This window comes from Roseofilum sp. Guam, assembly GCF_017746735.1.
GTDB classification, from domain to species: Bacteria; Cyanobacteriota; Cyanobacteriia; order Cyanobacteriales; family Desertifilaceae; genus Roseofilum; species Roseofilum reptotaenium.
This window is the reverse complement of sequence record NZ_JAGHZN010000080.1, coordinates 1-13,878: the sequence shown is the minus strand read 5'-3', so window position 1 is coordinate 13,878 and position 13,878 is coordinate 1. Positions and strand designations below refer to the sequence as shown.

Below are 13,878 nucleotides of genomic sequence, written 5' to 3'. Positions count from 1 at the left end.
TAGAGATTCCCAAATTTAATAAAAGTTTGTCGGAGTTACAGACCTTAACAGATAAATGGATTTATTTCCTCAAAGAAGCGGCATTATTGGAAGAAATCCCCGAAAATCTAGGGGAAGTATCGGAGATAGAATTGGCATTAAATCTAGCCAGTCAAGCGAATATGACCCCCGAAGAATTTGAAATAGTAGATCGGCGAGGGATGATGCTGCAAGATGAAAGAGGAAGAATCACTTATGCAGAAGAAAAAGGAGGAAAACGATTAATTATGCGTTTACTGAAAAAACGTTTTGGAGAAATTCCAGACGAGATCAGCCGCCAAATTGAAAGCTTATCGATTGAAAACTTAGAAGATCTAGGAGAAGAAATTTTAGACTTCAAGGGTCTCGAAGATTTAGTGAACTGGCTAAAAGGTCTCTAATTTAAAGTTCCACATTAACACTAAAATAAAACCCATCATCCTGGGCATTATTTCCTCTGTCAGGTAGATCGATAATGGGATAGCCATAATCTAAGCGGATATTCCATCCAGGAGCTACTTCCCAGAGTAATCCTACTCCCACACCCATTAAAAAGTTCTTAGAGGCTAAAACATTAGGATTGCCTTGGCTATTCCAAACTTGACCAAGATCGACAAAAGGAGCAACCATTAGAGTGGGTTGACCTTTGGTATCTCGTTGTATGGTAATCCGGTCTTCGATGGAGATTAAAAACCCATTATCTCCAGAACGGGCATTTTGTCGGTACCCTCGAACAGATTGACCGCCACCAATCACATATTGCCGTGAAGGAAGTAAGCTAGTTGTGGCCAGTTGTAGGTCTCCTCGAATGGTGAGTAAATGATGGTCTCCTAACCGTTGCAAGCGCTGTAAACTTAGGAGCCAACTAAAAAAACGGCTATCGGGAGTTGAGCCGGGATTCAGGGTTGCGCCAAAGGCATCAATTCCCAGATAAAATTGCGATCGCACCCCCAAAATTCCGTTCGCATCCCGACGCAAGTATTCCTGACCAAAGCGAATGGCACTACTGCGGGTTCTTCCGCGATTGTCTGGCCCCGATCCGAAGCGAAACGGAACATTTCCTAAAAACGTTTGACCGCGATGGTGGGACAATCCGAGAGAGAGGGTGAACTCTTGACGGGGAGAGCGGATGAGCGGCTGGCGATAGTCAAATTCATAGCGTTGGGTTTCGCCGCGAATTCCCAAATTTTGCAGTTGAATATTACTAATTTCATTATTATCGGGTAGAAATTGAATACTCAACGATCCATCCATGGCATTGATGGGGATACGGTAGGCAAACTCATAGCGACTGGTCTTGGCGTTGTTCGTGGTACGGTTATAACCAATGGTGGCGCGATCGCCTAAACCACTCAAATTTTGATATCCGACTCGAAACCCGATCCGCTCCGATCCCACACTTGCAGGTGAATAGTTATCTGTAAATAAATTAACGGTTAGCGGTTTTTTTAAGCTCACCCGCACCGTCAATTTGCTCTGACCAATACCCGATCCAGGTTGCAAACTTGCTTCTACACTTTCAAACAGAGGATCGGTTTTGAGCAGTCTTAATTGATTTTCCAAAGAAGCACTATTTAAAGGTACTCCCGCCATTCTGCGAATCCGACTGGTAATATAATTTGGGTTTAAACGGCCTGCTCCTTCAACAACAATGTCTTCTAAACGGCCTTCAATAACTTGAATTTCGATAACGCCATTGTCCACCACTTGATCGCCTAAAATTGCCCGACTATTAATATAACCCCCATTCAAGTAGAGTTCTGTAATTTTATCGGCCGCCTTCCTAAGTTGATCTAAGGTTTGGGACTTACCCTCATAATTGGCAACAATTTCCTTCAGTTGTTCCTGAGTGAAAATCGTGCTTCCCGTTACTCGAATTTCTTTTACCTCAATGGGTTGAGTGCTTTGGGGAGTCTCCGTATTTTGCGAGAGGGGAGAACATTGGGGAGAAAGCTCTATCTGTTCAGGAGCAGAGATCGCAGCACACAAGGTAGGATCGTCTAGAGGAGCAATCGGGGAAAAACGCCAAGAGAACGATTCAGGAGCAGAGATCGCCTCTAGGGGTTCAGGAACAAATTCAAACTCAGGGGAAATGGGGTCAGATCCAATTTCCAATGTATTAGGAGTCCTGGGCGAACTCGCCCAACTCGGAGCCATCAGGAACACTAAGGTACTCACAGATAGACTGGAAATAAATAAGGCACTCCTCACACTACAGACCTCATGAGATAGGGGTTGACGTTTGCGGTAGATTGCAGGCGATTTAGCAGTAATCCTAATAGATTAGGTTCTTGCAGAAATCAGGCAATAGGCACGAATAGCAATAGACAATAGTCATAAGAATAGAGGATTACTACATCACTATTCATATTCTGCCCACTTATGCAAGAGGTCTATTGAATGTCATTGGGATCAATGCCTAATTCCTGGAGTTTAGCCGCCAGAAGGGTTGCTCGACGCTCTGCTTCCTCCGCTCGTTCGCGTTCCTGCTGTGCCTGCTCTTCTCCAGTGGGTAATAAATTTCCTTCTCTATCCCACCAGCGCAACCAGGGTAGATCGACATTTTGATACCGCCCTTGCCAAATCCCCAATTCTACACCCATTTCCGGAATGACAAAATGGCCGCGTGAGTTCGGTGAGAGTAATTGATAGCTTCCATTCACTAAATGATACACTTCTACACTGGACTTTGTGACTTCATAAATTCCATAATAGGCTGGCTTAATGACTTGTTCATACACCCAAAATTTACCGAAAAGAGGAGTCCGATCGCGTTCTTCTGAACCATTTCCGGACACGAACTCTAAGGCAATTTGAGGGTGAATCAATTCTTTCCACAGAACATAGGAGCGACGCATTTGCCCATCTAGAGTAGCAGGTACATTAGCTACATAAAACCAATCGGGAGATTCGGCTCCTTTTTCGGGAGGATGGGTTAAGTGCCAGTAAATTCCACTATCTTGACCAATGCAATAATCACGTTCTGGATGAAGTTGGTCAAGAATTGGACGAATGGATTCCGTCAGTAAGATGCTTTGGGGGAGTTCTTGGAAATTTTTCACGAAGGAGCCATCCTCACAAGGCAGTTGAGTATGATCTGGGAGGAGATCGAAGTAGTCTTCCAAAATCGAGTTATCCTCAGCAGGACCTTGAGTGCGATCGGGTAAGGGGGTAAAGCGTTCTGTAGAAGTCATAGCTCAGAGGTGCAGTTTTGTCGATCGCTTCTACCGTAGCGCAAACCTTAGAACTTATGCCAAGAAGAGAGGGTTGAAACCATGATATACTAACCCAAGAATATTAAAGTTTTATGTCGAATCTGGTTCTATTTTGGCATCGACGCGATTTAAGGGTTAGGGATAATTTAGGGTTAAGCTATGCCCAATCAAGAGCGAATCTTTTAGTGGGTTGTTTTTGCTTCGATCCACAGATTTTGCATAGGGATGATATTTCACCAATCCGCCTACATTATCTTTTAGGCTGTTTACAAGAGTTACAACAGCACTATCAACACCTTAAGCATCCATTTCTGTTATTGCAAGGTCAACCGGAGCAGGTGATTCCTGATGTTGCTCGGGATTTAGGGGCGATCGCGGTGGTTTGGAATCGGGATGTGGAACCCTATAGTCAACTGCGTGATCGCCGAGTGACTGAAGGCTTAAATGAAAGAGGAATTGAGGTTAAAACAGTTTGGGATCAGCTTTTAGTGGCTCCAGAAGCAATTCACACACAAGCGGGAAATCCCTATACGGTTTATACTCCATTTTGGAAGAACTGGCAAGGACAAAAAAAGCTCGATCCAGTCTCCGATTTACAACCGGGAGAAGGGTTAACTCAAGCCCAGAAAAAAGCGTTAGATCGGGTGGAGGTTATTGATTTTCCGAGTTTGAAAGATTGGGGATATTCCGAGCCAGAGAAGTTATTCATTACACCAGGAGAGCGTGCGGCTCAACGGCAATTGGAAGAATTTGCCGATCGCTCCCTGGAAACCTACGAGCAGCAACGCAATACTCCCAGTATAGACGGCACATCGAAGCTCAGTGCTGCCTTAAAATTGGGAGCGATCGGCATTCGCAGGATATGGCAAACGACTCAAGAGGCGATCGGCAAAGCTGCCAGCGATCGAACCCTTAAAAACATCCAAACTTGGCAACAAGAACTAGCCTGGCGAGAATTTTACCAGCATGTACTCTACCACTTTCCCGAACTCGCTGATGGGCCGTATCGATCGCCATTTAAATGCTTTCCTTGGGATAATAACCCCCAACAGTTCCAAGCTTGGTATGAAGGAAAAACCGGCTATCCCATCGTCGATGCCGCCATGCGTCAACTGAACACAACTGGATGGATGCATAACCGGTGTCGGATGATTGTTGCCAGCTTTTTAACCAAGGATTTAATCATTAATTGGCAATGGGGAGAACAGTATTTTATGCAGCATCTCATCGATGGAGATTTAGCCGCCAATAACGGGGGATGGCAATGGAGTGCCTCCAGTGGTATGGATGCCAAACCCTTACGAATTTTTAATCCTGCCACTCAAGCACAAAAGTTCGATCCAGAAGCCCAGTATATCCGCCAATGGTTACCGGAACTAAAGTCAGTTCAAACCAAAGATTTAGTAACGGGGAATATTACCCCTTTAGTCCGTCAAGCTTGCAATTATCCCTTACCCATTGTCAACCACAATCAACAACAACGGGAATTTAAACAACGTTATCAACAAGTGAAAGAAAAATTTTAAATAGCGGCTAGATCCCAGTATTCCAAAGATCGTGCATAAAATACATCTGTACCGGATCTAGCTTTCCTTGCTGAACTAAATAATTGAAGAAATAAAGAGTCGCTATGCGGACATCATCTTCACTAGCTTCTTGCTCTGGTGTAATATCGTGGTGAGTCATATGAGAAAGCGTGCGGTAATTTTCCTTCACCTTAGACAGATTTTTAATTTTGACTCCCAATTGATATAACTGCATAAACGCCAAAAATTCCACAATCGATTTACGGATTTTTGCTTCCACTTCCCCCGGATTCACAATTTTATTCTTCTCAATTTTACCATTCAGTCCTTCAATGATAAACTCTCGCACTTGACCACTGTAAACTCCGCGATCGTAGGCTAAAATAGCTTCTGAAATCTTGAGTCCATAGCGAGGTTTACGGAATCCAGGAATTCCCGGATCGGTCCGTTTATTAACCATATATCCAACGCGAAATGCAGCCACATTAGCGACTAGGTCGAGTTCAGATGCATCCGCTTCTAAAGCCTTATAAATGGTTGGGAATTTTCTGGAGCGAAAATCAAGAACGGCTTGGGCTAAATCGCCACTCCAAGAACTATGTTTAGCGGTCCAAGCGGTCGTAAAATTGAACCAACTGCCCAAACCCGGAAGTTGAATTTGATCGGACAAAGAAGCAATAAAATGGGCAAGATCTGTATTCTGAGCGCATAATGATATGGTGGTATCTAAGCGATTATCAATATATTCAACATCTGACAAAATTGCCCAACGGAATAGAGAACTTGTATAAGATTTGCGGGTATAGCGACGCAATTCATTGGCTATCTTATAGGGAGAAGCCTGAGGATATTGGATTTCCAAATGCTCCACAAAAGATAGCATTTGCAGGCGGTTGTATTCCAGAGAAGAGGTTAGAGTATTCATAGATGCAGACGTTGAATGATGGAAATAGATTATACTTGATCGTCCTGATGATGCAGAGAGTTTTCAACTCGACGGATAAATTTTTTCAGTTGAACAATTCTCTTGCGTTTTTTCCGTTGTTGCTCTAAGGGTTCAGACGGTGAGTGGAACGTTTTGGAATGACTCCAAGATCCTTCACCAGTATGGATAGCATGACGACGAGGACGAATCGTTGTGCCATAGCGGTTCGCCCAAACTTGAGTAAATTCTGCACCAATGAGTAAGATTTGCGCAGTAAAAAAGATCCATAATAGTAAAACCACAAATGAGCCAGCAGCTCCATAAAAGGATTTGACGCTACTGTGTCCCAAGTATAAACTAATTCCCCATTTCCCTAAGGTAAAGAGGATAGAGGTTAGGGTAGAACCCACCCAAACATCGGCCCAAGAAACTTTGGCATCGGGCAAGATTTTATAAATGGCTCCAAACAGAAGAGTAACAACAATAAAAGAAACAAAAAGTTCAGTCGATCGCCAAACATTAGCGGGGGTATCCATCCATTGATCCAGCCATTCACTCACGCCAGCTAGAACGGAACTAAAGACGAGGGAGACGAGCAGGAGAAACCCGATCGCGATGATCATTAAAACGGATAGAACTCTAGCCATGAGAAAATTCAAGAAGCCGCGTTCAGGTTTGGGGGTAACGCCCCAAATAATATTGAGGGCGACTTTGAGTTGAGCAAAGACCGTAGTTGCGCCAAAAAACAAAGTAGCGATCGCCACGACAGTCGCCATCAGACCCGACTGGGGTTGATAGCGTTCGCGAATCAAGGTTTGAATAGATTGAGCGGCTTCTGACCCAATAAACTGTTGCAGTTGAATCGCCAGTTGTTCTTGTGCGGCTTCTTTGCCGATCGCAAAGCTGGCTACGGCGACAGCAATAATCAGCGTGGGAGCTAAAGAAAACACCATATAATAGGCTAGGGCTGCTGCCAGGATGGGAACCCGGTCTTGCCGCCATTGCACAAAGGTTTCTTTGAGTAATCTCCAGATTGCGTAGAGTTTCACAGGACTGACGCAGAAAGAACTCGAGTACACTACTATAAAAGCTTATCTGTCCCTATCCGGCTAGTGTTTTAATTGCCCTGATTTTAGGGGAGCCGAGTGTAGAAATTTGTTAAAGTACGGCTGAGGTATGCAGCACAGACTCCAACAATGAGAGCAATACTTAAAAGACCATGGCAATGGGTGAGCTTGTCCCTAATCATCACGGTCTTGATTATGGGGTTGCAAGCTGTCAAACCAATACAGGCGAACCCTCCAAAAGCGATCGATGAAATTCGAGGCGTTTGGTTAACGAATGTCAGTAGTGCCGTTTTGTATAGTCCTTGGGGCATCGATCGGGCGATCGCCCAACTATCCCAACTCAATTTTAACACGATTTATCCGGTGGCCTGGAACCGAGGCGTAACGTTTTACCCCAGCGATACGGCCAAAGAAACGATTGGTCGCCAGCAAGATGTATTGCTCAATACCATCCGTTTTCGTCAGGATACCCTAGAAGAAATCATTACTCTGGGTCATGAGCAGGGAATGCGAGTAATTCCCTGGTTTGAGTATGGGTTTATGGCTCCCAAAAATTCTTTGTTGGCGAAACGCCATCCCAGTTGGTTAGCCCAAAGTCGGGATGGGCAAGCTTTGAATTACCATGGTAAATATGGTTTAGATTGGCTTAATCCTCTGCATCCAGAAGTCCAGCAATTGTTGATCGATCTGATTGTAGAAGTCGTGACCCGTTATGATGTGGATGGTATTCAACTTGATGACCATTTTAGTTTACCGGTGGAATTAGGATACGATCCTTTTACCCTGTGGCTTTATCAACAGGAACATAACGGAGAGATTCCGCCAGAAAATTATCAAAATGAGGCATGGATGCGTTGGAGAGCCAATAAACTGACTGACGTGGTTAAGCGGATTCATGACCGGGTTAAAGAAATTAAGCCCGATTGTATTGTGTCCCTATCGCCTAATCCCCGCGCATTTGCGTATCGCAATTATCTACAAGATTGGCAAACTTGGGTCGAGGCGGGTTTAATTGATGAGTTGGTGATCCAAGTGTATCGGAGTGGGATGGACAGTTTTCTGCGAGATTTACCCGATCCGGTAATTCCGAAGTTACAGCAAAAGATTCCAGTGGCGATCGGTATTTCTACTGGAACAGTGAGAACACCTATCCCCTTAAATTTAATAGAACAACAAGTCAATGCAGTTCGCGATCGCGCTTTGGATGGCTTTTCATTCTTTTATTGGGAAAGTTTGTGGGGATATATTGCCCCAGAATCTCCCCAAGTTCGCCGTCGAGGACTCCAGGAGATTATTGCCAAAACTGAGTAATCTCCCCCATTTCCTGTTCCCTATTCCCTACCGCAAAGCGCTATAATTCCCCCATGATTGGATCGGGTTTTGGAATTCAATGGACAATCAATACCTTCATCGGATTTCTACTGAGTCTGTTGCTGATTGAAGTTGGCGAACGACCAGATCTGGGAATCGCAGAAGGATTCATTGGCGGCGCGATCGTTGGCCTGATGCAATTGATCGTGGTTCTACCCCACTTCAAACAGGCTCGCTGGTGGATGGTCATCAGTGCTCTCTGTTGGGGAATTATGGGCTGGAGTGACTTAGGGGCAATGGGTTGGATCGCCCCTAGAACCCTAGATATTTCTGTGCGCTTGCTCTATGGTCTTTGGGAAGGAGCTAAAGTGGGGTTTGTTCTGGGTGTGGGCCAATATATACTCCTTTCCCACGAAGTTCCCCAAGCCTGGCGTTGGATTATTGCCAGTACCATTGATTGGGCGATCGCCCTAGCCTGTGGTTGGGCACTTGGAGGTCTCCTCCGGCTTCAATTTCGTCTATTTCTTGGTGACGTAATCGGTTTAGGATGTGTCTGGTTAATTGTGGGAGGTTTAACCGGTTTTGCCCTCACTTTATTGTTGAATCGCCGCAAGTCTTGAAAGAAGTTTTAAACTTTCTTATAATTAGGAAATAGGGATATCTAACATAACAAAAACTAAGCGATCGCACTCATAAGAGCAAGGAGTTAATCATGGCACGCGGACAAATGCGCCTCAGAAAACGTTCAATGGCCCCCTCTCAAACTCAGAAGAAAAAGGGCGCTCTGCAAGCCAAATCTAACTCCATGTCACAGAACGGCGAGGATCAGAATATGGCCATAAGCAAAGATTCGCCGCTAGCGCGTAGCGGCAATATTTTAAAACGAATGATTGAGCGAGACCAGCAGCAAGGGCAAGAAGAAACCACCCAAGACACTCAACCTAAGACCCCTTTAGCCATACAAGCCAAATTAGAAATTGGCGACCCCCAAGACTCCCAAGAACACCAAGCCGATAATGTAGCTCGCCAAGTCGTGCGTTCAATTGGCCAAACTCAACGCCCTCGTCAGAGCCTGCAACGGCAAGTCGTGAATTTCTGGAACGGACCCAGCATTCAAAGAGACGGCTCAGGAATCGTCAGTGGAGCCGCTTCACCCGCATTTGAATCGAAACTTCAGAGAGCAAGAGGAGGAGGACAACCCTTACCCCCTAACTTCAGGTCTCAGGTAGAACCCGTGATGGGGGCAGACTTTAGTGGAGTCAGAGTCCATACCGATACTCAGTCCAATACGTTAAATCAGACCATTCAAGCCAAAGCCTTCACCACCGGGCAAGATGTATTTTTTAAGAGTGGAGCATACAACCCAGGCAGTCAGGGAGGACAGGAGTTAATTGCCCATGAATTAACCCATGTTATGCAGCAAGGAGGAGCAAAGCCACAAACAGCTCAACGCAAACCAGCAAAACGTTCCCAGTCGCCTGAGAAACTCCAGACTCGTGTCGGAAGCTCAAGCTCTCCAATTGTGCAACGTTATGCTGATTTTACATCCCGGCTTAACGGACTCGAACCAGCACCCAAAAATGACGTAGATCCCGATAGTGCAAAACGAACTGCATTCACAGCATTACAGGGGTATCTTGGAAGTCAGAATGGGGCGATTGTCGTTAAGGGGAGCAACGATAGAGAGGCTTGGGCTACTGAAAAGATAATCGAATCTTCTAATGAACAACTAGAGGCTGGCGGATCTTTTGTTATGCTCAAACAAGGAAGTGTATTCTCTAAGCAAAATCATTTAAATACAGCCTACAATCAAGAGCTACCCGATCTTTACAAGCTAAAACCCGTATGGAACCCACGAGAAGAGGCTCAAAGTAAGGAGAACGTACACTATCGCGCCCAGCAACAGAACTTGGGGAACCCAGTACCTTCACCCGAGGAAGAACGCAAGATGAAAGAGCAACAGCAACGCCAACGGCAAGGGCAACGGCGTGCTCCAGCTCCAGCTCCAGCTCCGATTCCTAATCAAGATGGCTCAGATGTAGCTCCTCTTCCTCAAGCTCCTCTTCCTCAAGCTCCGCCGATTCTTAATCAAGATGGCTCAGATGTAGCTCCTCTTCCTCAAGCTCCGATTCCTCAAGCTCCGATTCCTAAGCAACAAGAAATACGTCATGTAGAGCTTGATGGGCAGCAGCTAGTCAAGCCTGTACTCGACCTATGGAAAGATTGCCGCAAATCCTCTGGTGCTGTAATGGGATCTCAACTAGAGAGAGAAATACGATATGACTTGGGCACAAGGATAAAGAAATTCAAGAATGAGATGCCGAGCGATATGCTTACCCAGATCAATTTTGATTTGCTTACGGAATGGTTCAAAACACATCCACCGAATCAGGAAGAGGCTAAAACGCTCGTCAGGCGTCTGATGCCCCCAGATAAACCTTTGGACGAAACGAACGTACAGGAGATGGCTGATTATAATAAGAGGCTGAAAAAATGGCAGAAGAGGAATAAAAACAACATCTCGGCTGATGATGCCTATTTCGGGCTAGATGATCAAGACGAATTCAATAAGCAGTACGGTCTCGGTAAGTATGCTCTCCCTGATGTAGGAGAAGGCTACGTTATTATATCTGGGCAAAGAGCAACAGATTTTGACGTACACCACAAACATAAAAATCTAGGTAAGGGCCACATCTTTCCTTATCACTGGGGAGGAGTTGTGGCACAAGATGGTAATGATAGATTAACTTTAGAGGCAGCATCTGAGGGAGACGAACACTCCATAAAAGAGGGTTGGACATTTGAGCTTTATGGTACGGAAGAGGGTCAATCGTTTCACGAGAAACATGGTGCCACCGGAAGGTATGGTAACCTGCATCAAACTCTCCGAGTATACAAGCCAACAGAGAAGAAGAAACCGAACCAGTTAGAAGCTCCAGTAATGGGAGGAGGTGGATTTGCACCTATGGCACCTCTGCCTGGAAATGAGAATAATGGTAATGATAAAGCTCCTCTTCCCCCTCCTCTACCTCAATTTGCTCCCATGCCTCCTAATAAAAACGATCTGGAGTAATTGAAGGGGGACTTTGTAAATTGGATCGTATGGGTAAGGGTCATTAGTATTTTGAATTAAGACTAATATACCCTTGCCTTTTCGTTGCAGAAAATAGTTATTTTGACCGTGAATGAGTTCATGCAACCTAACCGTGCTAAATCTAGGATTTTAGAAACTCATCAGCGCTTCTCTCAATCCTTGCTGTGGCGGTTTCAACGCGAGTTTTTTAACCAAGAGGGGGTGAAAGCATGGAATACAGGAAAAGTGCCCCACTATGTCACGAGCAACCCCTTTATCGCTAATGCTTATGGAAAAGTGGTCATGAGTTTCCTGCGTGACTGCGTGCAACATCCCCAAGATCAAATTGACTTTAGTCAACCGGTCTATATTGTAGAGTTAGGGTCTGGATCGGGTCGATTTGCCTATCACTTTCTGAAGCAATTTTTTACGTCCCATTTCAACTCGGCACTGCGCGCAATTCCAGTCAAATATATTATGACGGATTTAGCCGAGCCAAACCTAGAGTTCTGGGATACTCACCCTTCATTACAGGCATTTACCAAAAAAGGATTGCTCGATTTTGCCCGATTTGATATTGAAGGAGATGTAACAGTTAGCCTACGGCATTCTGGAGAGGTTTTGTCTTCAGAAACGCTGAAAAATCCTCTGATTGTTGTTGCGAATTATTTCTTTGATAGCATTCCTCAAGATCTATTCTCCATCCGAGAGGGGAAACTGTACGAAACATTGCTAACGGTTACTGCACCTGAAGCGAATCGAGATCTGAAGGATACTCCTTTACTGGAAAATCTGGATATTACTTACGAAGATGCAGAAATTGATGCCGATCGCTATTACGAGAATCCGGTGTTTAACCAAATTTTACAGGATTACCAAACTTATTTAGGGGATACCACGCTCTTATTTCCCTCTGTGGGTTTGAAGGGGATAGAGAACTTGCGGAAACTGACGGGAGATCGCCTACTTCTGCTCTCTGGTGATAAAGGCTACGGTAGCGAACAAGAGTTGCAGAAACGACCCAGACCGAAACTCTCCTTTCATCAAGGTTGCTTTTCGTTGATGGTGAACTATCCGGCGATCGCCAGATATACGGAATACGAAGGGGGTATGGCTCTGCTTCCCCATCATAAATCCCGCAGTATTGTGATTGGTGCGTTTCTATTTGCACCAGAGATCGAGTGTTTTCTCGAAACGTCCCATGCCTATCAAACGGCGATCGAAGAATCGAGTCCCGATGACTTTTTTATCCTCAAAAAGGCGATCGCACCCCATTTTAATGTCCTCACTCTAGAGCAAATCCTGACTTATTTGCGCTTCAGTCATTGGGACAGTAAGCTCTTTTTCGGCTGCTTTGATACTCTCATGCGAAAAGTTGAAAGCGCCTCGGAGATCTTACTCCAAGAGCTAACCCGTGCCATTCACCAGATCTGGGAAACCTACTATTTTATTGGCGAACCGGAAGACTTACCCTTCCATTGCGCCATGTTGCTGTATAAAATAGGAGCCTACGAGCGGGCGATCTCCTTTCTCCAATACTCCCTCTGCTTCTACGGTGAAGATCCAGGGATGTATCATAATCAAGCCCAATGTTACTGCAAACTGCAACAGTGGAATAGGGCATTAGAGGTACTCGATAAAGCCTTGGCACTGCATCCAGAATTTACAGCAGCACAAGAATTAAAACAACAGATAGAAGGCAAAGACTTGAAGAAAGTGTAAAAATTGCACCATCTGGACTCAGCCTCAAAAACATAAGTTAAAAGATATAATCGTAATTTCCATTTTAGCCATTATTTCTGGTGCGGAAGGCTGGGAAGATATTGAGAATTATGGTCTGAGCAAATTGGGGTGGTTGAGTGAGTTCTTAGACTTACCTAATGGGATTCCGTCTGATGATACTTTTCGACGAGTATTTGAGAGAATTAATCCGTCAGAATTGGAGCGAGCATTACAGCAATGGCTTCAACCTCTTCTTGGTTCTTTGGTCGGAGAAGTGGTTCCCATAGATGGCCAAATTTTGCGAGGTTCTTATGATCGCCAGAAGGGAATCAAAACCTTAAATTTAGTGACCGCTTGGGCCAGTCAAAAACAACTAATTTTAGGGCAAATTCCGGTTGACGATAAATCGAATGAAATCACGGCAATTCCCACTCTCCTAGAGTTATTAGATATTACGGGAGCGATTGTCACCATTGATGCCATGGGAACTCAGACTGAAATGGTCCGGAAGCTCCAAGAGAAAAAAGCTGATTATGTTCTGTCGTTAAAAAAGAATCATCCTACTCTTTACACGGAAGTTGAACAGAAGTTTAATTCTCTCAAAGCCCACCCCAGTCAATCGGGATATATTGACTACGACCAACGAGTGGAAGCCGGACACCACCGCCGAGAAAAAAGAAAAGTTTGGGCAATTCCAGTAACTGAGTTTGAGTCTCTCTATCAATCGGAACAATGGATGGGACGGCAAACCATCGTTGCGGTGGAAAGAACTCGTCATCTCTGGCATAACACGACTCACGAAGTCCAATTTTACCTCTCTTCTTTGCCTGCCGATGCTCAGTTTTTAGGCCAAGTTATCCGCCAACATTGGGGCATTGAAAATCAAGTTCATTGGACTTTGGATGTTACCTTTTATGAAGAGGCTTGTCGGATTCGTTCCGGTCATAGTCCTCAAAACTTTGCTCTTCTCAGACGTTGGGCACTCAATGCTCTTCGTCAAGAAACGACTCTCAAGCGCAGT

Annotated in this window: 10 protein-coding genes and 1 pseudogene; 7 read left to right on the top strand and 4 right to left on the bottom strand. The window is 44.9% G+C overall.

Annotated elements, in window-relative coordinates:
• On the top strand, positions 1-419 hold a 419-nt coding region (locus J7529_RS22995; RefSeq protein WP_318730915.1), incomplete at its 5' end, for a DUF4351 domain-containing protein.
• 1 nt (position 420) lies between these two features.
• Here J7529_RS22995 and J7529_RS22990 read toward each other — a convergent pair.
• Positions 421-2,196, bottom strand: coding sequence for a ShlB/FhaC/HecB family hemolysin secretion/activation protein (locus J7529_RS22990; protein WP_318730914.1), 1,776 nt, complete (start codon positions 2,194-2,196; stop codon positions 421-423).
• Positions 2,197-2,411: 215 nt separating this feature from the next.
• Positions 2,412-3,212 carry a Uma2 family endonuclease gene (locus J7529_RS22985; RefSeq protein ID WP_318730913.1) on the bottom strand — a complete coding sequence of 267 codons (801 nt, stop codon included), beginning with the start codon at positions 3,210-3,212 and terminating at the stop codon, positions 2,412-2,414.
• Positions 3,213-3,325: 113 nt separating this feature from the next.
• Here J7529_RS22985 and J7529_RS22980 point away from each other — a divergent pair, with 113 nt between their 5' ends.
• Positions 3,326-4,759, top strand: a complete 1,434-nt coding sequence (locus tag J7529_RS22980; protein ID WP_318730912.1) for an FAD-binding domain-containing protein — start codon at positions 3,326-3,328, stop codon at positions 4,757-4,759.
• A 7-nt stretch (positions 4,760-4,766) separates the two neighbouring features.
• Here J7529_RS22980 and J7529_RS22975 read toward each other — a convergent pair whose 3' ends face one another.
• Together J7529_RS22975 and J7529_RS22970 are read right to left on the bottom strand one after the other, a co-directional pair.
• Entirely contained in the window at positions 4,767-5,684 is a 918-nt protein-coding gene (locus J7529_RS22975; RefSeq protein ID WP_318730911.1) for a hypothetical protein, read from the bottom strand.
• A gap of 29 nt (positions 5,685-5,713) precedes the next feature.
• Entirely contained in the window at positions 5,714-6,733 is a 1,020-nt protein-coding gene (locus J7529_RS22970) for a YihY/virulence factor BrkB family protein (RefSeq protein ID WP_318730910.1), read from the bottom strand.
• A gap of 213 nt (positions 6,734-6,946) precedes the next feature.
• On the opposite strand from J7529_RS22970, the gene J7529_RS22965 reads away from it, so the two are divergent.
• The 5 genes and pseudogenes from J7529_RS22965 to J7529_RS22945 form a co-directional block, all read left to right on the top strand.
• A complete protein-coding gene (locus tag J7529_RS22965) occupies positions 6,947-8,062 on the top strand; it encodes a glycoside hydrolase family 10 protein (protein ID WP_318730909.1) in 1,116 nt (371 codons plus the stop codon).
• 53 nt (positions 8,063-8,115) lie between these two features.
• Positions 8,116-8,682 carry a hypothetical protein gene (locus J7529_RS22960; protein WP_271940913.1) on the top strand — a complete coding sequence of 189 codons (567 nt, stop codon included), beginning with the start codon at positions 8,116-8,118 and terminating at the stop codon, positions 8,680-8,682.
• Positions 8,683-8,774: 92 nt separating this feature from the next.
• A complete protein-coding gene (locus J7529_RS22955) occupies positions 8,775-11,135 on the top strand; it encodes a DUF4157 domain-containing protein (protein WP_318730908.1) in 2,361 nt (786 codons plus the stop codon).
• Positions 11,136-11,255: 120 nt separating this feature from the next.
• Positions 11,256-12,857, top strand: a complete 1,602-nt coding sequence (locus tag J7529_RS22950; RefSeq protein ID WP_318730907.1) for a tetratricopeptide repeat protein — start codon at positions 11,256-11,258, stop codon at positions 12,855-12,857.
• A gap of 25 nt (positions 12,858-12,882) precedes the next feature.
• Positions 12,883-13,878: pseudogene (locus J7529_RS22945) on the top strand (ISAs1 family transposase); the annotation flags it as partial.

What these genes read in the sequence shown, in the direction of transcription:
- J7529_RS22985 (WP_318730913.1), bottom strand. Translation starts at nt 3,212, where the DNA reads ATGACTTCTACAGAACGCTTTACCCCCTTACCCGATCGCACTCAAGGT.
- J7529_RS22980 (WP_318730912.1), top strand. Translation starts at nt 3,326, where the DNA reads ATGTCGAATCTGGTTCTATTTTGGCATCGACGCGATTTAAGGGTTAGG.
- J7529_RS22975 (WP_318730911.1), bottom strand. Translation starts at nt 5,684, where the DNA reads ATGAATACTCTAACCTCTTCTCTGGAATACAACCGCCTGCAAATGCTA.
- J7529_RS22965 (WP_318730909.1), top strand. Translation starts at nt 6,947, where the DNA reads ATGGGGTTGCAAGCTGTCAAACCAATACAGGCGAACCCTCCAAAAGCG.
- J7529_RS22960 (WP_271940913.1), top strand. Translation starts at nt 8,116, where the DNA reads ATGATTGGATCGGGTTTTGGAATTCAATGGACAATCAATACCTTCATC.
- J7529_RS22955 (WP_318730908.1), top strand. Translation starts at nt 8,775, where the DNA reads ATGGCACGCGGACAAATGCGCCTCAGAAAACGTTCAATGGCCCCCTCT.
- J7529_RS22950 (WP_318730907.1), top strand. Translation starts at nt 11,256, where the DNA reads ATGCAACCTAACCGTGCTAAATCTAGGATTTTAGAAACTCATCAGCGC.